We start from the raw sequence: 23,426 nt of genomic DNA, 5'->3' as shown, positions 1-23,426 counted from the left end.
GGGCGACAACGTGGCCATGACGGTCAAGCTGCTGGCCCCCATCGCCATGGAAGAAGGCCTGCGTTTCGCCATCCGTGAAGGCGGTCGTACCGTCGGCGCCGGCGTCGTCGCCAAGATCCTGAAGTAAGCAATACCCGGATGGGTAGAGTGGACTCTAAAGTCCCTCTATCCATCTTTGCTGTAAAAGTAGTATGATGTATGGTTCCGCAAGTTGTTGCATGTAGGCGGAAGCAGCTGTGTAGTGCAAGTGTAGTGTTTTAGGGGCATAGCTCAATTGGCAGAGCGTCGGTCTCCAAAACCGAAGGTTGTAGGTTCGATTCCTACTGCCCCTGCCACCGCCAGGATAAACCCGCGGGAGATCATCGCGAGTTACGCATTCACGGCGGCTCGCGTCGCAATATGTCTAATACCAGCGTAGAAACCGTAACCAGTACCGCCGACCGGGTGAAGCTCGGGCTGGCGGTTCTTGTCGTTATTGCTGGCATCGTCGGGTTCTCCGTGCTCAGCGCGCAACCGATGCCTGCACGTATCGGCGTATTCGTCGGCGGCCTAGTGATCGCAGCCGTGATCGCCTGGTTCAGCGAACCCGGCCGCCGCACCCTGAGCTTCGCCAGCGAGTCCTACAACGAAGTCAAGCGTGTCTCGTGGCCCACGCGCAAGGAAACGACCCAGATGACGGGTATCGTTTTCGCGTTTGTGGCGGTCATGGGCCTTTTCATGTGGGTGCTCGACAAGGGCATCGAATGGATTCTTTACGGCCTGTTGCTGGGCTGGAAATAAGGACGGCGAATGAGTAAGCGTTGGTATGTCGTCCATGTGTACTCCGGCATGGAAAAAAGCGTACACAAGGCCCTGAACGAGCGCATCGAGCGCGCGGGCCTGCAAACGTCTTTTGGCCGCATTCTTGTGCCCTCCGAGGAAGTCGTCGAGGTCAAGGGTGGCCAGAAGTCGATCACCGAGCGCCGCATTTTCCCCGGTTATGTCCTGGTTGAAATGGACCTGACCGACGAAACGTGGCACCTGGTCAAGAACACCAACCGCGTCACCGGCTTTTTGGGTGGCTCGGGCAACCGTCCGACCCCGATTTCCGAAAAGGAAGTCGAGAAGATCCTCTCCCAGATGGAAGAGGGCGTCGAGAAACCCCGTCCCAAGATCCTGTTCGAAGTGGGCGAGATGGTTCGGGTCAAGGAAGGTCCGTTTGCAGACTTCAACGGCAACGTCGAAGAAGTCAATTACGAAAAGAGCAAGGTGCGCGTGTCTGTCACCATTTTTGGTCGCGCCACGCCCGTCGAACTCGATTTCAGTCAGGTCGAAAAGACCTAATTTCAACCCCCGGGGAGCTCCCAGGCCTGAACGCCCAGGAGCGATATAACCCGCAAGGAGCAAAGCATGGCGAAGAAGATCGTCGGCTTTATCAAGCTGCAAGTGCCGGCTGGTAAGGCTAACCCCTCCCCCCCGATTGGCCCGGCCCTGGGTCAGCGTGGCCTGAACATCATGGAATTCTGCAAGGCGTTCAACGCCAAGACCCAAGGCATGGAGCCTGGTCTGCCGATTCCGGTGGTGATCACCGCCTTCGCCGACAAGAGCTTCACCTTCATCATGAAGACCCCGCCCGCGACGGTCCTCATCAAGAAGGCCGCCGGCGTGCAAAAGGGTTCGTCCAAGCCGCATACCGACAAGGTCGGCACGCTGACCCGCGCTCAAGCTGAAGAGATCGCCAAGGCCAAGGGCCCCGATCTGACCGCCGCTGATCTGGACGCCGCCGTGCGTACGATCGCTGGCAGCGCCCGCAGCATGGGCATCACGGTTGAGGGGATCTAATCATGGCAAAACTGTCCAAGCGCGCCGCCGCCATTGCGCAGAAGATCGACCGCACCAAGCTGTATCCGGTCGCTGAAGCCCTGACCCTGGTCAAGGAAACCGCCGTCGCCAAGTTCAATGAATCCATTGACGTGGCCGTGCAGCTCGGCATCGACCCGAAGAAGTCGGACCAACTGGTTCGCGGCTCGGTCGTTCTGCCCGCCGGCACCGGCAAGTCGGTTCGCGTGGCCGTGTTCGCCCAAGGCGACAAGGCTGAAGCCGCCAAGGCCGCTGGCGCCGACATCGTCGGTCTGGACGACCTGGCTGACCAGATCAAGGCCGGTCAAATGGACTTCGACGTGGTCATCGCCTCGCCCGACACGATGCGTGTCGTGGGTGCCCTGGGTCAGATCCTGGGCCCCCGTGGCCTGATGCCGAACCCGAAGGTCGGCACCGTGACCCCGGACGTCGCTACCGCTGTCAAGAACGCCAAGGCCGGTCAGGTTCAGTACCGCACCGACAAGGCTGGCATCATCCACGCAACGATCGGCCGCGCGTCGTTCGGCGTGGAACAGCTGCAAACCAACCTGGCCGCTCTGGTCGACGCCCTGCAAAAGGCTCGTCCCGCAGCTGCCAAGGGCATTTACCTGCGCAAGCTGGCCGTTTCGTCCACGATGGGCGGCGGTGCGCGCGTGGAAATTGCCTCGCTGTCGGCCAACTAAGCCGATAGCTGTAAACGTACTTTGGGCTGCATCCGGATTCCTCCGGATGTTGCTGTCAAAGACCGCTGGAGCAGGGTGGTTCAAGCAGTACCGGACCCCTCCGCTTAATACCGAAGCCCGTAAGGTTCGGATCCAGCGTAGACGGCGTCCCCAGGAAGATTTCTTTACACGAAGAACTCGACCAGGCGCCGCATTCGGTTGACGCGCAAGGCTCAGGCCCCAGGCGTCTTTTGATGGAGTGTTCAAACCGTGAGTCTCAATCGTCAAGAGAAAGCGGTGGTGATCGAGGAAGTCTCGGCGGAAGTCGCCAAGGCCCAATCGATTGTTATCGCTGAGTACCGTGGTCTGGACGTCGCCTCTGTCACCGTACTGCGCAAAACTGCGCGTGAATCGGGCGTGTATCTGCGTGTTCTGAAGAACTCGCTGGCCCGTCGTGCTGTTGCCGGCACGGCTTTCGAGCCGTTGGCTGAGCAACTGACCGGTCCGCTGATCTATGGCATCAGCGCTGATCCGGTCGCGGCGGCCAAGGTCCTCGCAGGTTTCGCGAAAAGCAACGACAAGCTGGTCATCAAGGCGGGCTCGCTGCCCAACAGCCTGTTGAACCAAGAAGGCGTGAAGGCCCTGGCCACCATGCCCTCGCGCGAAGAGTTGCTGTCGAAGCTGCTGGGCACCATGCAAGCCCCCATCGCGCAATTCGTGCGTACGCTCAACGAAGTTCCGACCAAGTTCGCCCGTGGCCTCGCCGCCGTGCGCGACCAGAAGGCAGCGGCTTAATCGCCCTGCTGTCCGGAATTCGCTGAACGACCGAGCGACACCCAAACCCTGGCATTACCAAAATATTTGGAGTTCTGAAAAATGGCACTTAACAAAGCTGAAATCCTTGACGCCATCGCTGGCATGACCGTGCTCGAGCTGTCCGAGCTGATCAAGGAAATGGAAGAGAAGTTCGGCGTGTCGGCTGCTGCCGCCGCTGTCGCTGTCGCTGCTCCCGCTGCTGGTGGCGCTGCCGCCGCCGCTGAAGAGCAAACCGAGTTCACCGTCGTCCTGACCGACGCCGGCGCCAACAAGGTTAGCGTCATCAAGGCCGTGCGCGAGCTGACCGGTCTGGGTCTGAAGGAAGCCAAGGACCTGGTCGACGGCGCTCCGAAGCCCGTCAAGGAAGCTGTGGCCAAGGCTGACGCCGAAGCCGCCAAGAAGAAGCTGGAAGAAGCTGGCGCCAAGGTCGAAGTCAAGTAAGACCTGCGTCAATTTGCCCGGGGACAGCGCAGTTTGCAGTCCCCGGGCTTTTGCGTTTCCAGGAAACCCCTACTGGGGGTATGCCCTTTACAGGGGGGTTTCCTGGAGTCGTATCACCTGGGGCCGTGGTTGACGGCCCATGCAACCTCGAGTCGGAGTGCTCATGCCTTACTCGTACACCGAAAAAAAGCGCATCCGCAAAAGCTTCGCCAAGCGTGAAGACGTTCAAAACGTTCCTTTCCTGTTGGCGACACAGCTTCAATCCTACCTAACTTTCCTGCAGGCGGATACCGCCCCGTCCGATCGCGTAGCCGACGGTTTGCAGGCGGCGTTCTCGTCGATTTTCCCGATCGTTAGTCACAACGGTATGGCGCGCTTGGAGTTCGTGAGCTATGTGCTCGGCGAACCGGTGTTCGATGTCAAGGAATGTCAGCAACGTGGCCTGACCTATGCCTCGCCCCTGCGAGCCAAGGTCCGCCTGGTGCTGCTTGACCGCGAAGTCAGCAAGCCCACCGTGAAGGAAGTGAAGGAACAGGAAGTCTACATGGGCGAAATTCCGCTCATGACGGGCACGGGTTCCTTCGTCATCAATGGCACCGAGCGTGTCATCGTTTCGCAGCTGCACCGCTCGCCTGGCGTGTTCTTCGAGCACGACCGCGGCAAGACCCACAGCTCCGGCAAGCTCTTGTTCTCGGCCCGCGTGATTCCTTACCGCGGCTCGTGGCTGGACTTCGAATTCGATCCGAAGGACGTCCTGTTCTTCCGCGTCGACCGTCGCCGCAAGATGCCCGTCACGATCCTGTGCAAGGCCATCGGCATGACGCCGGAATCGATCCTGGCCAACTTCTTCGACTTCGACAACTTCGAATTGAAGAGCGAAGGCGCGATGATGGAATTCGTTCCTGAGCGTTGGAAGGGCGAAATGGCCCGTTTCGACATCAGCGACCGCAGCGGCAAGGTCATCGTCGAAAAAGACAAGCGCATCAACGCCAAGCATCTGCGCGACCTGGCTGCCGGCGGCATCCAGCGCATCTCCGTGCCGGAAGACTTCCTGTATGGCCGCGTGCTGGCCAAGAACATCGTCGACCCGGACACCGGTGAAGTCATCGCCAACGCCAACGACGAAATCACGGAAAGCGTGCTGGGCGCCCTGCGCGCCGCCAACGTGCACGACATCCAGGCCCTCTACACGAACGACCTGGACCGCGGCCCGTACATCTCGCAAACGCTGCGCACCGATGAAACCGCCGACCAGATGGCCGCGCGCGTTGCCATCTACCGCATGATGCGTCCTGGCGAACCGCCCACCGAAGAAGCGGTGGAAGCGCTGTTCCAGCGTCTGTTCTACAGCGAAGAAACCTACGATCTGTCGCGCGTCGGCCGCATGAAGGTCAACAGCCGTCTGGGCCGTGGTGAAGACATCACCGGTCCGATGACGCTGACCAACGAAGACATCCTTGAAACCATCAAGGTGCTGGTCGAGTTGCGTAACGGCCGTGGCCAGATCGACGACATCGATCACCTGGGCAACCGTCGCGTGCGTTGCGTCGGCGAACTGGCCGAGAACCAGTTCCGCGCCGGCCTGGTGCGCGTCGAGCGCGCCGTCAAGGAACGTCTGGGCCAGGCCGAGACGGAAAACCTGATGCCGCACGACCTGATCAACTCCAAGCCGATCTCGGCTGCCATCAAGGAGTTCTTCGGTTCGAGCCAGCTGTCGCAGTTCATGGACCAGACCAACCCCCTGTCGGAAATCACGCACAAGCGCCGCGTTTCCGCACTGGGCCCGGGCGGTCTGACCCGCGAGCGCGCCGGCTTCGAAGTCCGCGACGTGCACCCGACCCACTACGGCCGCGTCTGCCCGATCGAAACGCCGGAAGGCCCGAACATCGGCCTGATCAACTCCATGGCGCTGTACGCTCGCCTGAACGAGTACGGCTTCCTGGAAACGCCTTACCGCAAGATCATCGACGGCAAGGTCAGCGAGCAGATCGACTACCTGTCGGCCATCGAAGAGAGCCACTACGTCATCGCGCAGGCCAACGCCGCGCTGGACGAGGAAGGCCGCTTCGTGGACGACCTGGTGGCTTGCCGCGAAGCCGGCGAAACCATGCTGACCGCCCCGGCCAACGTGCACTACATGGACGTTGCCCCGTCGCAGATCGTGTCGGTCGCCGCCTCGCTGATTCCGTTCCTGGAGCACGACGACGCGAACCGCGCGCTGATGGGCGCCAACATGCAACGTCAGGCCGTGCCTTGCCTGCGTCCGGAAAAGCCGGTCGTGGGTACGGGTATCGAGCGCACCGTGGCCGTTGACTCGGGTACGACCGTGCAAGCCCTGCGTGGCGGCCTGGTCGACCACGTCGATGCCGAGCGTGTCGTGATCCGCGTGAACGATGAAGAAAACGTCGCTGGCGAAGTCGGCGTCGACATCTACAACCTGATCAAGTACACCCGTTCCAACCAGAACACGAACATCAACCAGCGTCCCATCGTCAAGCGTGGCGACAAGGTCGCCAAGGGCGACGTGCTGGCTGACGGCGCATCGACCGACCTGGGCGAACTCGCCCTGGGTCAGAACATGCTGATCGCGTTCATGCCCTGGAACGGCTACAACTTCGAAGACTCGATCCTGATCTCCGAAAAGGTTGTTGCCGATGACCGCTACACCTCGGTCCACATCGAGGAACTGACGGTCGTCGCCCGCGACACCAAGCTGGGTCCGGAAGAAATCACGCGCGACATCAGCAACCTGGCCGAGACGCAACTGAACCGTCTGGACGATTCGGGCATCACGTACATCGGCGCCGAAGTCAGCGCCGACGACGTGCTGGTCGGCAAGGTCACGCCCAAGGGCGAAACCCAGCTGACGCCGGAAGAAAAGCTGCTGCGCGCCATCTTCGGTGAAAAGGCGTCCGACGTTAAGGACACCTCGCTGCGCGTGCCCTCGGGCATGACCGGCACCGTGATCGACGTGCAAGTGTTCACGCGCGAAGGCATCGTGCGCGACAAGCGCGCCCAGTCCATCATCGACGATGAACTGCGCCGCTATCGCCAGGACCTGAACGACCAGCTGCGCATCGTTGAAAACGACCAGTTCGACCGTATCGAAAAGATGCTGGTCAACAAGACCGTCAACGGCGGCCCGCGCAAGCTGGCCAAGGGCGCCACGATCACCAAGGCATACCTGGCTGATCTGGACCGCTGGCAGTGGTTCGACATCCGCCTGGCCGACGAGCCGCACGCCGTCGTGCTGGAGCAGGCCAAGGAATCGCTGGAGCAGAAGCGCCACCAGTTCGACCTGGCTTTCGAAGAAAAGCGCAAGAAGCTGACGCAAGGCGACGAGCTGCCCCCGGGCGTGCTGAAGATGATCAAGGTCTATCTGGCCGTGAAGCGTCGTCTGCAGCCTGGCGACAAGATGGCAGGCCGTCACGGCAACAAGGGCGTGGTTTCGCGCATCACCCCGGTGGAAGACATGCCGCACATGGCTGACGGCACGCCGGCCGACATCGTTCTGAACCCGCTGGGCGTGCCCTCGCGGATGAACGTCGGCCAGGTGCTGGAAGTGCACTTGGGCTGGGCTGCCAAGGGCGTGGGCCACCGCATCGCCGACATGCTGCGCGACGAGCGCACTGCGCAGGTCAAGAACGTCCGCGCCTACCTGGACAAGGTCTACAACACGACCGGCACCGGTGCGCGCATCGACGAGCTGACCGACGAAGAAGTCATGGAAATGGCGCAGAACCTCAAGAACGGCGTGCCGTTCGCGACGCCCGTCTTCGACGGCGCGACCGAAGAGGAAATCACCACGATGCTGGAACTGGCCTATCCGGACGAAGTCGCCAAGCGCATGGCGCTGACGCCTTCGCGCACGCAGGCGTGGCTGTACGACGGCCGCACCGGCGAGCAGTTCGAGCGTCCGGTCACGGTCGGCTACATGCACTACCTGAAGCTGCACCACCTGGTCGACGACAAGATGCACGCGCGTTCGACCGGCCCGTACTCGCTGGTTACCCAGCAGCCTCTGGGCGGCAAGGCGCAGTTCGGCGGTCAGCGTTTCGGGGAAATGGAAGTGTGGGCGCTGGAAGCATACGGCGCCGCCTACACCCTGCAGGAAATGCTGACGGTGAAGTCCGACGACATCACCGGCCGTACCAAGGTATACGAAAACATCGTCAAGGGCGATCACGTCATCGACGCCGGCATGCCGGAATCGTTCAACGTGCTGGTCAAGGAAATCCGCTCGTTGGCCCTGGACATGGATTTGGAGCGTAACTAATGAAAGCGCTACTCGACCTCTTTAAGCAAGTCTCGCAAGACGAGCAGTTCGATGCCATCAAGATCGGCATCGCCTCGCCCGAGAAGATCCGTTCGTGGTCCTACGGCGAAGTTCGCAAGCCCGAGACCATCAACTACCGTACGTTCAAGCCAGAGCGCGACGGCCTGTTCTGCTCCAAGATCTTTGGCCCGATCAAAGACTACGAGTGCTTGTGCGGCAAGTACAAGCGCCTGAAGCATCGCGGCGTGATCTGCGAAAAGTGCGGCGTGGAAGTCACCGTCGCCAAGGTTCGCCGTGAACGCATGGGCCACATCGAGCTGGCCAGCCCCGTCGCGCACATCTGGTTCCTGAAGAGCCTGCCGTCGCGTCTGGGCATGGTGCTCGACATGACCCTGCGCGACATCGAACGCGTTCTGTACTTCGAAGCCTGGTGCGTGATCGAACCCGGCATGACGCCGCTCAAGCGCGGCCAGATCATGTCGGATGACGATTTCCTCGCCAAGACCGAAGAGTACGGCGACGACTTCCGTGCCCTGATGGGCGCGGAAGCCGTGCGCGAACTGCTGCGCACCATCGACATCGACCGCGAAGTGGAAACGCTGCGCGGCGAACTGAAGGCCACCAGCTCGGAAGCCAAGATCAAGAAGATCTCCAAGCGCCTGAAGGTGCTGGAAGGCTTCCAGAAGTCCGGCATCAAGGCCGAGTGGATGGTCATGGAAGTGCTGCCCGTGCTGCCGCCGGACCTGCGTCCGCTGGTGCCGCTGGACGGCGGCCGCTTCGCGACCTCCGACCTGAACGACCTGTACCGCCGCGTCATCAACCGCAACAACCGCTTGAAGCGCCTGCTGGAGCTGAAGGCTCCGGAAATCATCCTGCGCAACGAAAAGCGGATGCTGCAGGAAGCCGTCGACTCGCTGCTGGACAACGGTCGCCGCGGCAAGGCCATGACCGGCGCCAACAAGCGCCAGCTCAAGTCCCTGGCCGACATGATCAAGGGCAAGAGCGGTCGTTTCCGTCAGAACCTGCTGGGCAAGCGCGTCGACTACTCGGGCCGTTCGGTCATCGTGGTGGGTCCGCAGCTCAAGCTGCATCAGTGCGGCCTGCCCAAGCTGATGGCCCTGGAACTGTTCAAGCCGTTCATCTTCAATCGTCTGGAGATGATGGGCCTGGCCACGACCATCAAGGCTGCCAAGAAGCTGGTGGAAAGCCAGGAACCGGTGGTCTGGGACATCCTGGAAGAAGTCATCCGCGAACACCCGGTCATGCTGAACCGTGCGCCCACGCTGCACCGTTTGGGCATCCAGGCGTTCGAGCCGGTCCTGATCGAAGGCAAGGCGATCCAGCTGCACCCGCTGGTTTGCGCGGCGTTCAACGCCGACTTCGACGGTGACCAGATGGCCGTTCACGTGCCGCTGTCGCTGGAAGCCCAGCTGGAAGCGCGCACGCTGATGCTGGCCTCCAACAACGTGCTGTTCCCGGCCAACGGCGAACCGTCGATCGTGCCGTCCCAGGACATCGTGCTGGGTCTGTACTACACGACGCGCGAGCGCATCAACGGCCGCGGCGAAGGCATCTTCTTCACCGACGTCGCTGAAGTGCAGCGCGCCTACGACAACGGCGAAGTCGAACTGCAGTCGCGCATCACCGTGCGTCTGAAGGAACACGAGCGCGACGAGAACGGCGAATGGCAGCCGGTGATCCGCCGTCACGAGACGACGGTCGGCCGCGCGCTGCTGTCCGAAATCCTGCCCAAGGGCCTGCCCTTCACGGTGCTGAACAAGGCGCTGAAGAAGAAGGAAATCTCGCGCCTGATCAACCAGTCGTTCCGCCGCTGCGGCCTGCGCGACACCGTGATCTTCGCTGACAAGCTGATGCAGTCGGGCTTCCGCCTGGCCACGCGCGGCGGTATCTCCATCGCCATGGGCGACATGCTGATCCCGACCGCCAAGGAAGGCATCCTGGCCGAAGCCAGCCGCGAAGTGAAGGAAATCGACAAGCAGTACTCGTCGGGTCTGGTCACGTCCCAGGAACGCTACAACAACGTGGTGGACATCTGGGGCAAGGCCGGCGACAAGGTCGGCAAGGCGATGATGGAACAACTGGCCACCGAGCCCGTGATCAACCGTCACGGCGAGGAAGTGCGCCAGGAATCGTTCAACTCCATCTACATGATGGCTGACTCGGGCGCCCGCGGTTCGGCCGCCCAGATCCGCCAGCTGGCCGGTATGCGCGGCCTGATGGCCAAGCCGGACGGCTCGATTATCGAAACGCCGATTACCGCGAACTTCCGTGAAGGCCTGAACGTACTCCAGTACTTCATTTCGACTCACGGCGCGCGTAAGGGTCTGGCCGATACGGCACTGAAGACCGCCAACTCGGGCTACCTGACCCGTCGTCTGGTCGACGTGACGCAAGACTTGGTGATCACCGAGGACGATTGCGGCACCTCGCAGGGCTACAACATGAAGGCCCTGGTCGAAGGCGGTGAAGTCATCGAACCGTTGCGCGATCGCATCCTGGGTCGTGTGGCTGCTGTCGATATCGTCAACCCGGACACGCAGGAAACGGCCATCGTCGCCGGCACCCTGCTGGACGAAGACATGGTCGACACCATCGACCGCATCGGCGTGGACGAAGTCAAGGTCCGCACGCCGCTGACTTGCGAAACGCGCCATGGCCTGTGCGCGCACTGCTACGGCCGTGACCTCGGCCGCGGCTCGCCGGTCAACCAGGGCGAAGCGGTTGGCGTCATCGCCGCCCAGTCCATCGGTGAACCGGGCACGCAGCTGACGATGCGTACGTTCCACATCGGTGGCGCGGCATCGCGTTCGGCCCTGGCCAGCGCGGTGGAAACCAAGTCCAGCGGTACCGTCGGTTTTGCCAGCACGATGCGCTACGTCACGAACGCCAAGGGCGAACGCGTGGCGATCTCGCGCTCCGGCGAACTGGCGATCTTCGACGACAACGGCCGCGAACGCGAACGCCACAAGATCCCGTACGGCGCGACCGTGCTGGTGGGCGATGGCGAAGCCGTGAAGGCTGGCGCGCGCCTGGCGACCTGGGATCCGCTGACCCGCCCGATCGTGTCGGAATACGGCGGCGCCGTCCGCTTCGAGAACATCGAAGAAGGCGTGACCGTTGCCAAGCAGGTGGACGAAGTCACCGGCCTGTCGACGCTCGTCGTCATCACGCCGAAGACCCGTGGCGGCAAGATCGTCATGCGTCCGCAGATCAAGCTGGTCAACGAGAATGGCGAAGACGTCAAGATCGCTGGCACCGATCACTCGGTGAACATCTCGTTCCCGGTGGGCGCGCTGATCACCGTGCGTGATGGCCAGCAGGTTGCCGTGGGTGAAGTTCTGGCGCGTATTCCGCAAGAATCGCAAAAGACCCGCGACATTACCGGCGGTCTGCCGCGCGTGGCCGAGCTGTTCGAAGCCCGTTCGCCGAAGGATGCCGGCATGCTCGCCGACGTCACCGGCACGGTCTCGTTCGGCAAGGACACCAAGGGCAAGCAGCGTCTGGTCATCACCGACCTGGAAGGCGTGAGCCACGAGTTCCTGATTCCGAAGGAAAAGCAGGTTCTGGTGCACGACGGCCAAGTGGTGAACAAGGGCGAAATGATCGTGGACGGCCCGGCCGATCCCCACGACATCCTGCGCCTGCAAGGCATCGAGAAGCTGGCGACCTACATCGTCGACGAAGTGCAGGACGTGTACCGTCTGCAGGGCGTGAAGATCAACGACAAGCACATTGAAGTGATCGTCCGCCAGATGCTGCGTCGCGTGAACATCGTCGACGCCGGCGATACCGAGTTCATCCCGGGCGAGCAGGTCGAGCGCTCCGAGCTGTTGAACGAGAACGACCGCGTCACGGCTGAAGACCGCCGTCCGGCCAGCTACGACAACGTGCTGCTGGGTATCACCAAGGCCTCGCTGTCGACCGACTCGTTCATCTCGGCCGCTTCGTTCCAGGAAACCACCCGGGTCCTGACCGAAGCCGCCATCATGGGCAAGCGCGACGACCTGCGCGGCTTGAAGGAAAACGTCATCGTCGGCCGCCTGATCCCGGCGGGTACCGGCTTGGCTTACCACCATGCCCGCAAGGACAAGGAAGCGCTGGAGGCTGCGGAACGCGAAGCAGCCCGCCAGCTGGCCAACCCGTTCGAAGACTCGCCGGTCACGGTGGGCTCGGATGCGGAAACGCCGGCTTCCGACCTGGGCGCCGAGGATTCCGCCGAATAAGCGGAAGCACCCGGCAGGGATGCCGCGCGCAGTCCGGCGCGGCATGCCCGGAATCAAAAAGGCCGCTGATGCGAATCAGCGGCCTTTTTTTGTCTGGCGCAGGGGAGCTTACTTTGCGACCTGCGCCTGCGCGTGCCGGAACACGGGCCCCCAGACGGGATGGCCGGCTTCGTTGGGCGCCAGTTCGAAGGCGGGGTCCAGCGCCAGAATGCGGGCGAAGCTGTCTTCGCACAGCCGCGGATACTTGCTCACGCAGTAGCTGAACGCCTGCAGCTTGTAGGCCTCGATGCGTACGGCCTTGGTGGAGGTGGCCAGGGCGTCGGAGGTGGCGACGCCGCGGATGACTTCTCCGTAGCGGCCGGCGCTGTATTTGTCGCGTACCTGCTGCAGCTGGTCCAGGGCTTCCGCGGTGGGAGGCGCTTCCGGCTTTTGGGATGAGATGCTGGCGCAGCCCGCCAGCAGGGCCGATAAGCCGAGCAGACTACTCAGAACGCGAATTTTCATGGCTTCCAAAGGTGTAGAGGGGTTTATCGGTACGCTATCGTGCCACAGCCTGATGCGCTCGGACATTTTCGGCAATGTCCTTGCGGTGCGGATTGGATAATATTCGCCTTATTCCATAGTTAATTCAGCTGTCGCGCGACAGCGCAGTCCCGATCATGTCTTCTTCCGCCGGCCTCCTGACGCCGCGTGGCCCCTTTTCCGGCGCCGCGCCGCTTGCACTGCGTCCGCTGAGCGCCATCGCCGCCAGCACGGCGGGGGGGGTGCCGGAAACCCGCATCAAGCGGCTTTTGTCCGATCTGCTGCCGTCCTTGATGGCGCTGCATGCCCAAGGTGAAATCTGCGGCGATATTTCGCTGGATACGGTGGGTATGGACGAAAACGCCCGTGCCCATCTGGTGCCTGAACTGGTCGTGGCGCGTTCGCGCCGCGCTACCCGCACGCCGACCCCGGGTTTTGCGCCGTTCGAACTCTACACGGATTCGATGGAATGGCCGCGCGGCCCCTGGAGCGACATCTACGCCCTGTGCGCAGTGATGCATACGCTGGTCATCGGCAGCAAGCCCGCCCCGGCGCCTGAACGCCGGGCGGAAGATACCTACGAGCCGCTTGCGTCCCTGGGTTTGCCGAAGTACAGCCAGGACTTCCTGGCAGTGATCGACGCCGGCCTGGCCATGGCGCCCGCCGACCGCCCGCAGACGCTGGCCGACCTGGCAGGCATGCTGGGCATCGCCGCGCCGGTCGAAACGGCGCCGGACCCGGTGATTCCGGCGCCGGCTTCGCGCGCGGCGCCCGCCGCTGCCGCCGCAGCGCATCAACCTGCGCGCGGACGCCATCCCCTGCTGGTTCTGCTGCTCATCGTGGCGTTGATCGGCGCGGGCGTTTACGCCTGGTTCGAGTCGGGAATGGGCGCGCCGAATGCGCTGATTACCCGGTCCGAAGTGGTCCAGCCGAACCCGCCGGCGGTGCATCCCCTGCCGCCGCCATCGCCACCGGCGCCGGGCGCCGCGTCTGCGGTGCCGCCGTCGCTGCCGGAGGTTCGAACCCCGCAGGAAACCGCGCCTCAACCCCCAATCGCGGGAAGCGCGCCCGCTCAGAGCGACACCCCGGCTCAGCCGGCGGTGCCCGCCGAGGCGTCTGGGACTACGTCAACTCCGCCCGCGGCCGCGCCGGCCGAGACTCCCGCCGTGGCCGAAGAGGCTCCGAAGCCCAAGCCGGTTCCCGTGCTGGTGCGGTTGGACATCCGCCCTTGGGGCGAGGTCTGGATCAATGGCGTGGCGCGGGGCATCAGTCCGCCCGTCAAGGAACTGCGGCTGATACCCGGCAAGTACCAGGTGGTGCTGCGCAACGCCGATCTGCCCCCGTACCGCATGACGCTGGAGGTCAAGGCGGGCAAGCCCGCCGTGATCTCGCACGTCTTCCAATAAGGATCGCCGCGGCTATGCCGCGGGCATCTCCTCCGGCGCCATCGGCAGGCGCAGCGTGAAGACCGAACCCACGCCCAGCTCGCTGCTGACCTCGACCGATCCGCCGTGGCGTTCGGCCACCGTGCGCACGAATGCCAGGCCCAGGCCCGCGCCACCGACATCGCCGCGGGTTTCCACACCCACGCGCGAGAACGGCTCGAACAAGCGGGCCAGATCCTGCGCTGCGATACCCTGGCCCTGATCGCGGATATTGACGCGCCAGAAGCCGGGTTCCTCGTCGACGCCGCATTCGATCCGCGTGTCCGCCGGGCTGTACTTGATGGCGTTGTCGATCAGATTGCACAGCGTGCGCATGAGCAGGGTCTGATCGCCGCGGACGTAGGCGGCGGGCAGCGGCAGCGCGAGGGCGAGTTCGATGCCGCGCTTCTGCGCCGAGGCCCAGAATTCGTCCACGGCGTCCTGGAGCAGGCTGCCTAGATCCAGCTCTACTGCGCTGATCGTCATCGACTCGGCACGGGTCAGATGCACGAAGTCGTCGACCAGGCGCAGCGTACGGTTGGCCAGCGCGGCGATGCGGCCCAGGGTTTCACCCTGGTCTTCGGCCGAGCCGCTTTCCTGCTTCATTTCGACCAGCGCGAGGATCGAGCTTTGAGGCGCGCGCATGTCGTGCGAGATGAAGCGCAGGGTTTCCTCGCGCTGGCGTTCGGCCTGGCGGATGCGCGAGATGTCCGTCAGCGTGGTGACGGTGCCGGCGAAGTTGCCTTCGGCGGTATGGATGGGCGCGCATTTCAGGATCAGGTCGCGCCCCGCGTGGTCGCGTATTTCCAGGTCGGCGCTCCAGGGCGATGACGCGGCGACCGGGCCTTGGCCGCTGAGCGCTTCGGCGACGCGTTGGCGCGTGGCAGGATCGGAGATGGTCTTCTCGAGCAGGTGCGCGGCCGGGCGGCCGACGCGGGGAGGGCGCATGCCCAGCCGCTGGAAATACATGACCGCCGCCTGGTTGCGGAATTGCATGCGGCCGTCCTGATCGAAAACCAGCGTGGCGTCCGGCATGCCGTCCAGGCCGTCGGCCAGGAAGCGGCGCAGGTTGCGCACGCGGGCCAGCGCCCGGCGCAGCTCCCCGACGCGGCTCTCCAGCGACACGCTGGGTCCCGCGCCCTGGGCGCCGGCTTCGTTCAGCACCGGCGGGTACTCCCGCTGCAGGCGACGCAGCTCGTTGTCCATGTAGCGCAGCGCGGCCTCCTGGCTGCGCCAGCTCCAGAGCGGATAGCACAGCGTCACGCCCAGCAGGGCCGCGGCCGGCGCGAACCACACATAGGCATAGGCCAGCAGCAGCAGCGCCGTCAGCAGGATGAGGGCGAACAGCGCCAGGCTGACCAGCAGGGCCCGCTTGGGCGACAGTCGCCACAGGGCCAGGCAGGCCAGCAGCACGGGCAGCGCCGCAAATAGCGCGTTGCACCAGGCGGGCGGCAGCCTATAGGCGATGTCGTCGCGCGCGGCGTGCAGCAGGTTGGCGATGATCTCCACCCCCGACATGCCGCTGACGTCATGCGATACCGGTGTCGGGTAAGCGTCGCCCAGGCCGGTGGCCCAGGCGCCGACCAGCACGTACTTGCCGCGCAGATCCTCCGGCGACAGATCGCCGCGCAACACGGACAGGTAGGACACGGTGCGCGTATGCGCGGTGGGGCCGGCGTAGGGGATCAGGATGCTGCCGTCAGGCGCGGCGCGTTTCAACAGCTTTTGCGCGGATTCCGGTTCGCCGCCGACGTCCAGCATGGCCAAGGCCAGATGGTTCCAGCGGCGGTCTCCAAGCCGCGCGGTCAGGGTGGCTTCGCGCACCACGCCATCCGGGTCGATGCGCGCGTTGATGAAGCCTTTCGCGGCGGCGGCCTGCGCCACGCCGGGGATGGGTTCGTTGACGGCGGAAGGGCGGTCGAGCCGGTCCAATACGACCGGCAGGACGGCCCGTCCGTGGCGCCGGATGCTGTCGGCCAGAATGCGGTCGTCGTTCGGATTGGCCATGTCCGGTTCGGCGAAGATCAGGTCCAGCGCCACGGCTCGAGCGCCCTGCAGCCGGTCCAGCAGCGCCGCGTGGACCGCGCGCCGCCAGGGCCAATGGCCCAGCGCCTTGACGCTGTCATCGTCTATCGCGACGATCAGGATATCGGGATCGGCGGCGCGCCCGGTTACCGACAAGGCGCGGTCATAAAGAATCTGGTCGAAACGGCCCAGGCCGTTGAAGGCGCCCAGGATGGCGGCAAGCGCCGCCAAAGCCACAGTCAGCCACAACCCTGAGCGCGAGGTCCGGTCCTGCGGATCGGCGTCGGCCATGGGGCGGGCTCTAGTAATCGGTCAGCGTGATCAGGCCGCCCGTGCCGCTGGCGACGCCCGAGCCGTCGGAGGTCAGGAGCATGTTCGCGCCCTCGAAGGTTGCGATCGCGTCGCGCCCGTTCAGGCCCAGGTCATCCACCGCGCGCACGGACACGTAGTAGGTGCCGGGACCGGGCGCCGTAAAGCGGATGTCGTTGGTGGGGAAGCTCGTCGACGATACCGGCAACGCGCCTTCGGCATCGCGCGAGACGCGCACCAGATAGCTCTGTGCGCCGGACACGGGCGAGACGTCAGCGGTCCAGGCGCCGCCGCCCGCACGCGTGGGCGTGCCCAGTTGCGGCGCATCCAGCAGCGCGCGCATGCCCGAGACGACGCCGTCCGTGCCGACCGCCGCACCGTAGCCCGTGGCCACCGCCACGGGTTTGGCCGGGGCCGATCCGGGGGCGTGGGGCTGCAGCCGCACGCTGCCTTCCAGCACTTCGCTGTGCACGCCTTGCGCGCCGCTTTGTACGCGGAAGCGCGTGCCACGCACGCCGGTGACTGCGACCGGCGTGCGGACTTCGAAGCGGCCCACGCCCTGTCCGGACGGTGCCACGGTCGATTCCACGCCGCCCTTTTGCACCTGGACGACGGAATCCGTCAGCGCCGTGCCTTCGAACTGGCGCAGGCGCGTCAATTCGACCGAACCGCCAGCCGGCAGCGTCAGCTTGGAACCATCGGCCAGCTCCAGCGTCACGAAGCCGTTGGCGGCGGTGCCGACCGTGCTGCCTTCGGCCACGGTATCGCCGGCCCGCAGGGGTTTGCCATCGACGTTCGCCTGGCCGCTGACGTGCACGACGCGGGCGTCGGCGGGCCGTACGGGAATCATGGACAGCGGAATGCGCAACTCCAGCCCGATGGGCAGCGTTTCGGGCGTGACGACCTTGTTCAGGGTCTGCAACTGGTTCCAGTTGGCCGGCTTGTGCGTATAGCGGGTCGCCAGGTCGATCAGCGTATCGCCTTGCCGTATGCGGTAGATGAAATCATCTCCGAGCGCGCCGGCAGGCTGGCTGCGCGCCGGCGCCATCAACGTCAGGCAGGACATCAGGGCAAGCAAAGAAAGCGCGCGGCAGCGGCTCATGACTCTCGATTCTCCAGGGATGCGCGCAGGCGCTTACTGCGGATTGACTGCGATGTCTTCCGGCGAGCTGATCAGCTCAAGCCGGTAGCCCAACGCATATGAAGACGTAAGACGCACGCCATGTTCCGGACGCAGCTGGAGCTTTTGCCGGATGTTCGACAAGTGGGTGTCCAGGGTGCGCGAGGTGGCCGGAATTTCCCGGTTCCATACACATTCAGCCAGCACGTCGCGGGACATGAGGCGGCCGACATTGCGGAAAAACAGCAGCGCCAGTTCGAATTCCTTGGGGGCGAGCGGCACAACCGCGGAATCCAGGGTGATGCTGCGGGCGGCGGGTTCGATGCGATAACGCGCTACGTCGAAGGCATCGTTCGCAGGCTCGGCAATCTGGCTGCGGCGCAGCAAGGCCGCCACCCGGGCCAGCAGCTCCAGGGGGCGCAACGGTTTGACGATGTAGTCGTCCGCGCCCGCGCGCAGGCCTTCCACCAGATCGTCTTCGCTGGACCGGTTGGTCAGGAAGATGACCGGGATGCGCGGGCCGATATTGGCACGCAGCCACCGCACCACATCGTCACCGTCGATGTCGGGCAGATGCCAGTCCAGCAGCACCAGGTCGAAATGCTCAGTGCGTAGCGCGGCCAGCAGATCCCGGCTTTGCTGATAACTGGTGCAGTCGTATCCGGCAGTGGTCAGAACTTGCTGGATGCGTCGTGCTTGATCCAGGTCGTCTTCCAGCGACGCGATTTTCATCAGACGTGTTCTCGCGAAGGTTTGCTACGCAAGCGCGCGCTATGGCGCCCTACTGCAAGATGAGAAAGGAATATATAGGTGTAAACGAATGATAACTCGGGAGGGGCCCCGGCTGGCTACGTTATGGCAAGAACTGTCAAACATTGCAAAGTTGACGAATCTTGACTGGAGTTGTTGCGTAACAACGCGCCACACTGTCTCAATCGTTCTCCCCTCCGCAGTACGGCGGGGGCGGAGCCGGTCGAGGTTGTTGGTCGGATGGAACAGATATGAATCAATTGCGCATACTTATGATGTCACCGGACGAGGCCGCTCGCGGCATTGCCGTGTCCGCATTGCTGCAAGCTGGTATTTCTGCACGCGGTTGCTCGACGTCTCTCGAATTGTTTGGATTGCTCAACGGCGGCGGCTATGACGTCGTGGTCCTGGATGTCGGGACCTTGGGTGAAATCGGCTACGCCCTGGTGGCGCGCCTGCACGGCTCGTCGTCGATGGGCATCGTGGTCACGGGGCGCGGCATGTCGGTGGATAGCCGCCTGCGCTGCCTGCAAAGCGGCGCAGACGCCTGTCTGCCAGATCCGCAGGATCCGCGCGAGCTGGCCTGCATCCTGCTGTCCCTGGCGCGCCGCTTGCCCGCGGGGCAGGACGCGGCGTCCGTGGCCGAGGCCGCCCAGAACGGGCAGTGGGAACTGCGAGACCAGGGCTGGACCCTGGCGGCGCCCTCGGGGGCGACCATCTCCCTCTCCGCCAACGAACGCCTGATCGTGCGCTCGCTGCTGGAAGTCGCGGGCAAGGCCGTGGGCCGGACTGAATTGGGCGACGAGCTGCAGGTTGAAGGCGGCGGGGTGCGCGCCAGCGGTTCGCGCAGCATCGACGTGATCGTCAGCCGCTTGCGCCGCAAGGCCGAGCTGGCCGGGGTGATGCTGCCGATCCGCACGGTCTACGGCAGCGGCTACCTGTTCGCCGATCAGTAACGCGGGCGGGTACACTGGTTGGCGTGCCTGGCGCCAGCTGCTGCCGGAAAGTCCGCCTATCGTTTTCCCGCGGTTCGTCACGATCAGTGGCCCCAATTTCCGCTTCCGTTTTTCGGCATATGTGGCCCTAATTTCCGCGAGCGCCGCCGAACGGGCGGTCTTCTGCCGGCAACACGCCACGTCGCAGGCCTTACAATTTTCTTTGACAGCAAGCCTTTATCTCAGTTATGCTAAAGGGCTTACTGCTTTATTTCGCGCGCAAAAACTGGCCGCGGTAGGGTTCAGAAGTACGGTGTCTGGGAACGGGGTGCGTCACGAGCCTTTCGTCTTCCAGGCCACACGGCTTCGCGGCATCGGGTCCTTCCGGCGTCGTCGCTCCACGGCATCCAGCTTTGTGCGTTTTGTCATAGTTTGTTGGCAAGCCCGCTCTTTTACGTATACGAACGTTTGAGGCGGTTTTGCGCGAACTGCCTTCTCCGAAAGTTCACTGCTTGAGGAGACGAGTACGTAAGTACTTACCCAGTGGTACGTAAAAGGGATTTCAAAGGTCATGCCTACCATTAGCCAACTCGTGCGCAAGCCGCGCGAAGTCAGCATCATCAAAAGCAAGAGCCCCGCGCTCGAAAACTGCCCGCAACGCCGCGGCGTGTGCACTCGCGTGTACACCACCACCCCCAAGAAGCCGAACTCCGCTCTGCGTAAGGTTGCCAAAGTGCGTCTGACCAACGGTTACGAAGTCATTTCGTACATCGGCGGTGAAGGCCACAACCTGCAAGAGCACTCGGTGGTTCTGGTGCGTGGCGGTCGTGTGAAGGACTTGCCCGGTGTGCGTTATCACATCGTGCGCGGTTCCCTCGACCTGCAAGGCGTCAAGGATCGTAAGCAAGCCCGCTCGAAGTACGGCGCCAAGCGCCCGAAGAAGGCTTAATAACGAGTCAGCAGTACCCCCGCGTGGCGGAAGTCCGTCACTAGGGAAGTGCGACCGCGCCATCCAGATGATGGGAATGTGCGCGGCACGTAAGGGGTCGTCTCCATGGACGGCCATGGCCGTGTAATGAAACACGGTTCAACTGAACAGACACAAGGAAGCAACAATGCCCCGTCGTCGCGAAGTACCCAAGCGCGAGATTCTGCCCGATCCCAAGTTCGGCAGCGTCGAACTCGCCAAGTTCATGAACGTCGTCATGCTGGACGGCAAGAAGGCCGTCGCCGAGCGCATCGTTTACGGCGCCCTCGAGCAAGTGCAAACCAAGACCGGCAAGGAGCCGATCGAAGTTTTCAGCCTGGCGATCAACAACATCAAGCCGATCGTCGAAGTGAAGAGCCGCCGCGTTGGCGGTGCCAACTACCAAGTGCCGGTTGAAGTGCGCCCCGTGCGCCGCCTGGCCCTGGCTATGCGTTGGCTCCGTGAAGCCGCCAAGAAGCGTGGCGAGAAGTCGATGGATCTGCGTCTTGCTGGCGAACTGATCGACGCCTCCGAAGGTCGTGGCGCCGCGATGAAGAAGCGCGAAGACACGCACAAGATGGCAGAGGCCAACAAGGCCTTCAGCCATTTCCGCTGGTAATTTAAGGACTAACCCACCATGGCCCGCAAAACCCCGATCGAGCGCTATCGCAACATTGGTATCTCTGCGCACATCGATGCAGGGAAAACCACCACGACCGAACGTATCCTGTTCTACACCGGCGTCAATCACAAGATTGGCGAAGTGCATGATGGCGCAGCCACCATGGACTGGATGGAACAAGAGCAAGAGCGTGGCATCACCATTACGTCGGCTGCTACGACGGCGTTTTGGCGTGGCATGGCCAAGAACTATCCCGAACACCGCATCAACATCATCGACACCCCGGGACACGTGGACTTCACCATTGAGGTGGAACGTTCCATGCGCGTCCTGGACGGTGCTTGCATGGTCTACTGCGCGGTGGGCGGTGTTCAGCCCCAGTCCGAAACCGTGTGGCGCCAAGCCAACAAGTACGGCGTGCCGCGTCTGGCCTTCGTCAACAAGATGGACCGCACCGGCGCCAACTTCTTCAAGGTCTATGACCAGCTGAAGAACCGCCTGCGCGCGAACCCCGTCCCCGTCGTGATCCCCATCGGCGCCGAAGACACGTTCAAGGGCGTGATCGACCTGGTCAAGATGAAGGCGATCATCTGGGACGAAGCCAGCCAAGGCATCAAGTTCGACTACGAAGACATTCCGGCCGAACTGCAAGGCGCGGCTGAAGAATGGCGCGAAAAGCTGGTCGAAGCTGCCGCCGAGTCGTCCGAGGAACTGATGAACAAGTACCTCGAGACCGGCTCGCTGGAAGAAGCCGAGATCAACCTGGCCATCCGTCAGCGCACCATCGCCGGCGAAATCCAGCCGATGCTGTGCGGCACCGCCTTCAAGAACAAGGGCGTGCAGCGCATGCTCGACGCCGTCATCGACTACCTGCCGTCGCCCGTGGATATTCCGCCGGTCGAAGGCACCGATGACAACGGCAACGAAGTCCTGCGTCAAGCTGACGACGGCGAGAAGTTCTCGTCGCTGGCGTTCAAGCTGATGACCGACCCGTTCGTCGGCCAATTGACCTTTGTCCGCGTGTACTCGGGCGTCCTGAAGTCGGGCGACACCGTGTTCAACCCGATCAAGGGCAAGAAGGAGCGTATCGGCCGCATTCTGCAGATGCACGCGAACAACCGCGAGGAAATCAAGGAAGTTCTGGCTGGCGACATCGCCGCCGTCGTGGGCCTGAAGGACGTGACCACCGGCGAAACGCTGTGCGATGTCGATTCGCACGTGACGCTGGAGCGCATGGAGTTCCCCGAGCCCGTGATTTCGCAGGCCGTGGAACCCAAGTCCAAGGCTGACCAGGAAAAGATGGGCCTGGCGCTGTCGCGCCTGGCGCAGGAAGATCCGTCGTTCCGCGTGCGCAGCGACGAAGAATCCGGCCAGACCATCATTTCCGGCATGGGCGAACTGCACCTGGAAATTCTGGTTGACCGCATGAAGCGCGAATTCGGCGTGGAAGCGAACGTCGGCAAGCCGCAGGTGGCTTACCGCGAAACCATCCGCAAGACCTGCGACGAAGTTGAAGGCAAGTTCGTCAAGCAGTCGGGCGGTCGCGGTCAGTACGGTCACGTGGTTCTGAAGGTCGAGCCGTTGGCTCCTGGCGGTGGCTACGAATTCGTGGACGCCATCAAGGGCGGTGTGGTTCCTCGCGAATACATCCCCGCGGTGGACAAGGGCATCCAGGAAACGCTGCCTTCGGGCGTGTTGGCTGGCTACCCGATCGTCGACGTCAAGGTCACGCTGTTCTTCGGTTCGTACCACGACGTGGACTCGAACGAAAACGCGTTCAAGATGGCCGGCTCCATGGCATTCAAGGAAGGTCTGCGCAAGGCCAGCCCCGTGCTGCTGGAACCGATGATGGCCGTTGAAGTCGAAACGCCTGAAGACTACGCTGGCACCGTGATGGGCGATCTGTCCTCGCGTCGCGGCATGGTTCAGGGCATGGACGACATGGTTGGCGGCGGCAAGACCATCAAGGCCGAAGTTCCGCTGGCCGAGATGTTCGGTTACGCCACGAACCTGCGTTCGCTGACGCAAGGTCGTGCCACGTACACGATGGAATTCAAGCATTACTCCGAGGCTCCCAAGAACGTCGCTGACGAAGTCATCGCCGCTCGGGCCAAGTAAATAACCCTCGCCGCGTCCGCCCAAAAGGCGGCGCGGCAAATATCGAAATTTCCTTGAAAGTCAAAGGATAGAGATCATGGCAAAAGGCAAGTTTGAACGCACCAAGCCGCACGTGAACGTCGGCACCATCGGCCACGTTGACCACGGCAAGACCACCCTGACGGCGGCCATCACGACCGTTCTGTCGAACAAGTTCGGCGGCGAAGCCAAGGGCTACGACCAGATCGACGCGACTCCTGAAGAAAAGGCTCGCGGCATCACGATCAACACGGCTCACGTCGAGTACGAAACGGAAGCGCGTCACTACGCGCACGTTGACTGCCCGGGCCACGCTGACTATGTGAAGAACATGATCA

General features: G+C 63.2%; 18 protein-coding genes, 1 tRNA gene and 1 pseudogene. 16 read left to right on the top strand and 4 right to left on the bottom strand.

Annotated elements, in window-relative coordinates; genetic code table 11:
- The 10 genes and pseudogenes from IB259_RS30810 to rpoC all read left to right on the top strand — a co-directional run.
- Positions 1 to 127: pseudogene (locus tag IB259_RS30810) on the top strand (elongation factor Tu); the annotation flags it as partial.
- 132 nt (positions 128 to 259) lie between these two features.
- Positions 260 to 335, top strand: a tRNA-Trp gene (locus tag IB259_RS30805).
- 64 nt (positions 336 to 399) lie between these two features.
- On the top strand, positions 400 to 780 hold the full coding sequence (secE, locus tag IB259_RS30800; protein ID WP_054459362.1) for a preprotein translocase subunit SecE: 381 nt from the start codon (positions 400 to 402) through the stop codon (positions 778 to 780).
- Positions 781 to 789: 9 nt separating this feature from the next.
- Complete coding sequence (gene nusG, locus IB259_RS30795) at positions 790 to 1,323, top strand: transcription termination/antitermination protein NusG (RefSeq protein WP_006389586.1); 534 nt, start codon at positions 790 to 792, stop codon at positions 1,321 to 1,323.
- Between the two features lie 66 nt (positions 1,324 to 1,389).
- Positions 1,390 to 1,821 carry a 50S ribosomal protein L11 gene (gene rplK, locus IB259_RS30790; RefSeq protein WP_006389587.1) on the top strand — a complete coding sequence of 144 codons (432 nt, stop codon included), beginning with the start codon at positions 1,390 to 1,392 and terminating at the stop codon, positions 1,819 to 1,821.
- A 2-nt stretch (positions 1,822 to 1,823) separates the two neighbouring features.
- The gene (rplA, locus tag IB259_RS30785; protein ID WP_054459364.1) at positions 1,824 to 2,522 is read left to right on the top strand and encodes a 50S ribosomal protein L1; all 699 of its coding nucleotides are present in this window, start codon (positions 1,824 to 1,826) and stop codon (positions 2,520 to 2,522) included.
- A 249-nt stretch (positions 2,523 to 2,771) separates the two neighbouring features.
- The gene (rplJ, locus tag IB259_RS30780; RefSeq protein WP_054459366.1) at positions 2,772 to 3,296 is read left to right on the top strand and encodes a 50S ribosomal protein L10; all 525 of its coding nucleotides are present in this window, start codon (positions 2,772 to 2,774) and stop codon (positions 3,294 to 3,296) included.
- An 81-nt stretch (positions 3,297 to 3,377) separates the two neighbouring features.
- A complete protein-coding gene (gene rplL, locus IB259_RS30775; RefSeq protein ID WP_042795892.1) occupies positions 3,378 to 3,758 on the top strand; it encodes a 50S ribosomal protein L7/L12 in 381 nt (126 codons plus the stop codon).
- Positions 3,759 to 3,921: 163 nt separating this feature from the next.
- Positions 3,922 to 8,034 (top strand): DNA-directed RNA polymerase subunit beta, encoded by a 4,113-nt coding sequence (gene rpoB / locus IB259_RS30770; RefSeq protein ID WP_054459368.1) that lies wholly within the window; start codon positions 3,922 to 3,924, stop codon positions 8,032 to 8,034.
- Positions 8,034 to 12,278, top strand: coding sequence for a DNA-directed RNA polymerase subunit beta' (gene rpoC, locus IB259_RS30765; RefSeq protein ID WP_054459370.1), 4,245 nt, complete (start codon positions 8,034 to 8,036; stop codon positions 12,276 to 12,278). The genes rpoB and rpoC overlap by 1 nt, the downstream gene beginning before the upstream one ends.
- Before the next feature lie 108 nt (positions 12,279 to 12,386).
- Here rpoC and IB259_RS30760 read toward each other — a convergent pair whose 3' ends face one another.
- Positions 12,387 to 12,782 carry a TssQ family T6SS-associated lipoprotein gene (locus tag IB259_RS30760; RefSeq protein ID WP_192331047.1) on the bottom strand — a complete coding sequence of 132 codons (396 nt, stop codon included), beginning with the start codon at positions 12,780 to 12,782 and terminating at the stop codon, positions 12,387 to 12,389.
- A 155-nt stretch (positions 12,783 to 12,937) separates the two neighbouring features.
- Between IB259_RS30760 and IB259_RS30755 the strand changes: the two genes are divergently transcribed.
- A complete protein-coding gene (locus IB259_RS30755; RefSeq protein WP_125470761.1) occupies positions 12,938 to 14,206 on the top strand; it encodes a serine/threonine protein kinase in 1,269 nt (422 codons plus the stop codon).
- A 12-nt stretch (positions 14,207 to 14,218) separates the two neighbouring features.
- On the opposite strand, the gene IB259_RS30750 is transcribed toward IB259_RS30755, so the two are convergent.
- From IB259_RS30750 to IB259_RS30740, 3 genes are read right to left on the bottom strand one after another with little or no spacing between them, the layout of a single operon-like run.
- Positions 14,219 to 16,540 carry a CHASE2 domain-containing protein gene (locus tag IB259_RS30750; protein WP_119449753.1) on the bottom strand — a complete coding sequence of 774 codons (2,322 nt, stop codon included), beginning with the start codon at positions 16,538 to 16,540 and terminating at the stop codon, positions 14,219 to 14,221.
- Between the two features lie 10 nt (positions 16,541 to 16,550).
- Positions 16,551 to 17,660 carry a FecR domain-containing protein gene (locus tag IB259_RS30745; RefSeq protein WP_175212954.1) on the bottom strand — a complete coding sequence of 370 codons (1,110 nt, stop codon included), beginning with the start codon at positions 17,658 to 17,660 and terminating at the stop codon, positions 16,551 to 16,553.
- A gap of 33 nt (positions 17,661 to 17,693) precedes the next feature.
- On the bottom strand, positions 17,694 to 18,410 hold the full coding sequence (locus tag IB259_RS30740; protein ID WP_054459379.1) for a response regulator transcription factor: 717 nt from the start codon (positions 18,408 to 18,410) through the stop codon (positions 17,694 to 17,696).
- Between the two features lie 383 nt (positions 18,411 to 18,793).
- On the opposite strand from IB259_RS30740, the gene IB259_RS30735 reads away from it, so the two are divergent.
- The 5 genes from IB259_RS30735 to IB259_RS30715 all read left to right on the top strand — a co-directional run.
- Positions 18,794 to 19,384: a response regulator transcription factor gene (locus IB259_RS30735; RefSeq protein WP_370528727.1), complete on the top strand. Its 591-nt coding sequence runs from the start codon at positions 18,794 to 18,796 to the stop codon at positions 19,382 to 19,384.
- Positions 19,385 to 19,934: 550 nt separating this feature from the next.
- The gene (rpsL, locus tag IB259_RS30730) at positions 19,935 to 20,312 is read left to right on the top strand and encodes a 30S ribosomal protein S12 (RefSeq protein ID WP_005017264.1); all 378 of its coding nucleotides are present in this window, start codon (positions 19,935 to 19,937) and stop codon (positions 20,310 to 20,312) included.
- A 166-nt stretch (positions 20,313 to 20,478) separates the two neighbouring features.
- Positions 20,479 to 20,949 carry a 30S ribosomal protein S7 gene (gene rpsG / locus IB259_RS30725; RefSeq protein WP_006216561.1) on the top strand — a complete coding sequence of 157 codons (471 nt, stop codon included), beginning with the start codon at positions 20,479 to 20,481 and terminating at the stop codon, positions 20,947 to 20,949.
- A gap of 18 nt (positions 20,950 to 20,967) precedes the next feature.
- Entirely contained in the window at positions 20,968 to 23,070 is a 2,103-nt protein-coding gene (gene fusA / locus IB259_RS30720) for an elongation factor G (protein ID WP_054459383.1), read from the top strand.
- A gap of 76 nt (positions 23,071 to 23,146) precedes the next feature.
- Positions 23,147 to 23,426 (top strand): GTP-binding protein (locus tag IB259_RS30715; protein WP_255509620.1); only part of this gene is annotated, 280 nt, incomplete at its 3' end.

It is taken from the genome of Achromobacter sp. ACM04 (assembly GCF_014851465.1).
Taxonomy (GTDB): domain Bacteria; phylum Pseudomonadota; class Gammaproteobacteria; order Burkholderiales; family Burkholderiaceae_B; genus Achromobacter; species Achromobacter aegrifaciens.
This window is presented reverse-complemented; position numbering and strand designations above follow the sequence as displayed.

Bases quoted from the DNA above. Each gene is read 5' to 3' on its own strand.
- rplL (WP_042795892.1), top strand. From the start codon at position 3,378: ATGGCACTTAACAAAGCTGAAATCCTTGACGCCATCGCTGGCATGACC.
- rpsG (WP_006216561.1), top strand. From the start codon at position 20,479: ATGCCCCGTCGTCGCGAAGTACCCAAGCGCGAGATTCTGCCCGATCCC.
- rplK (WP_006389587.1), top strand. From the start codon at position 1,390: ATGGCGAAGAAGATCGTCGGCTTTATCAAGCTGCAAGTGCCGGCTGGT.
- IB259_RS30760 (WP_192331047.1), bottom strand. From the start codon at position 12,782: ATGAAAATTCGCGTTCTGAGTAGTCTGCTCGGCTTATCGGCCCTGCTG.
- IB259_RS30745 (WP_175212954.1), bottom strand. From the start codon at position 17,660: ATGAGCCGCTGCCGCGCGCTTTCTTTGCTTGCCCTGATGTCCTGCCTG.
- rpsL (WP_005017264.1), top strand. From the start codon at position 19,935: ATGCCTACCATTAGCCAACTCGTGCGCAAGCCGCGCGAAGTCAGCATC.
- nusG (WP_006389586.1), top strand. From the start codon at position 790: ATGAGTAAGCGTTGGTATGTCGTCCATGTGTACTCCGGCATGGAAAAA.
- rpoC (WP_054459370.1), top strand. From the start codon at position 8,034: ATGAAAGCGCTACTCGACCTCTTTAAGCAAGTCTCGCAAGACGAGCAG.
- IB259_RS30755 (WP_125470761.1), top strand. From the start codon at position 12,938: ATGTCTTCTTCCGCCGGCCTCCTGACGCCGCGTGGCCCCTTTTCCGGC.
- secE (WP_054459362.1), top strand. From the start codon at position 400: ATGTCTAATACCAGCGTAGAAACCGTAACCAGTACCGCCGACCGGGTG.
- fusA (WP_054459383.1), top strand. From the start codon at position 20,968: ATGGCCCGCAAAACCCCGATCGAGCGCTATCGCAACATTGGTATCTCT.
- IB259_RS30750 (WP_119449753.1), bottom strand. From the start codon at position 16,540: ATGGCCGACGCCGATCCGCAGGACCGGACCTCGCGCTCAGGGTTGTGG.
- rplA (WP_054459364.1), top strand. From the start codon at position 1,824: ATGGCAAAACTGTCCAAGCGCGCCGCCGCCATTGCGCAGAAGATCGAC.
- rpoB (WP_054459368.1), top strand. From the start codon at position 3,922: ATGCCTTACTCGTACACCGAAAAAAAGCGCATCCGCAAAAGCTTCGCC.
- IB259_RS30740 (WP_054459379.1), bottom strand. From the start codon at position 18,410: ATGAAAATCGCGTCGCTGGAAGACGACCTGGATCAAGCACGACGCATC.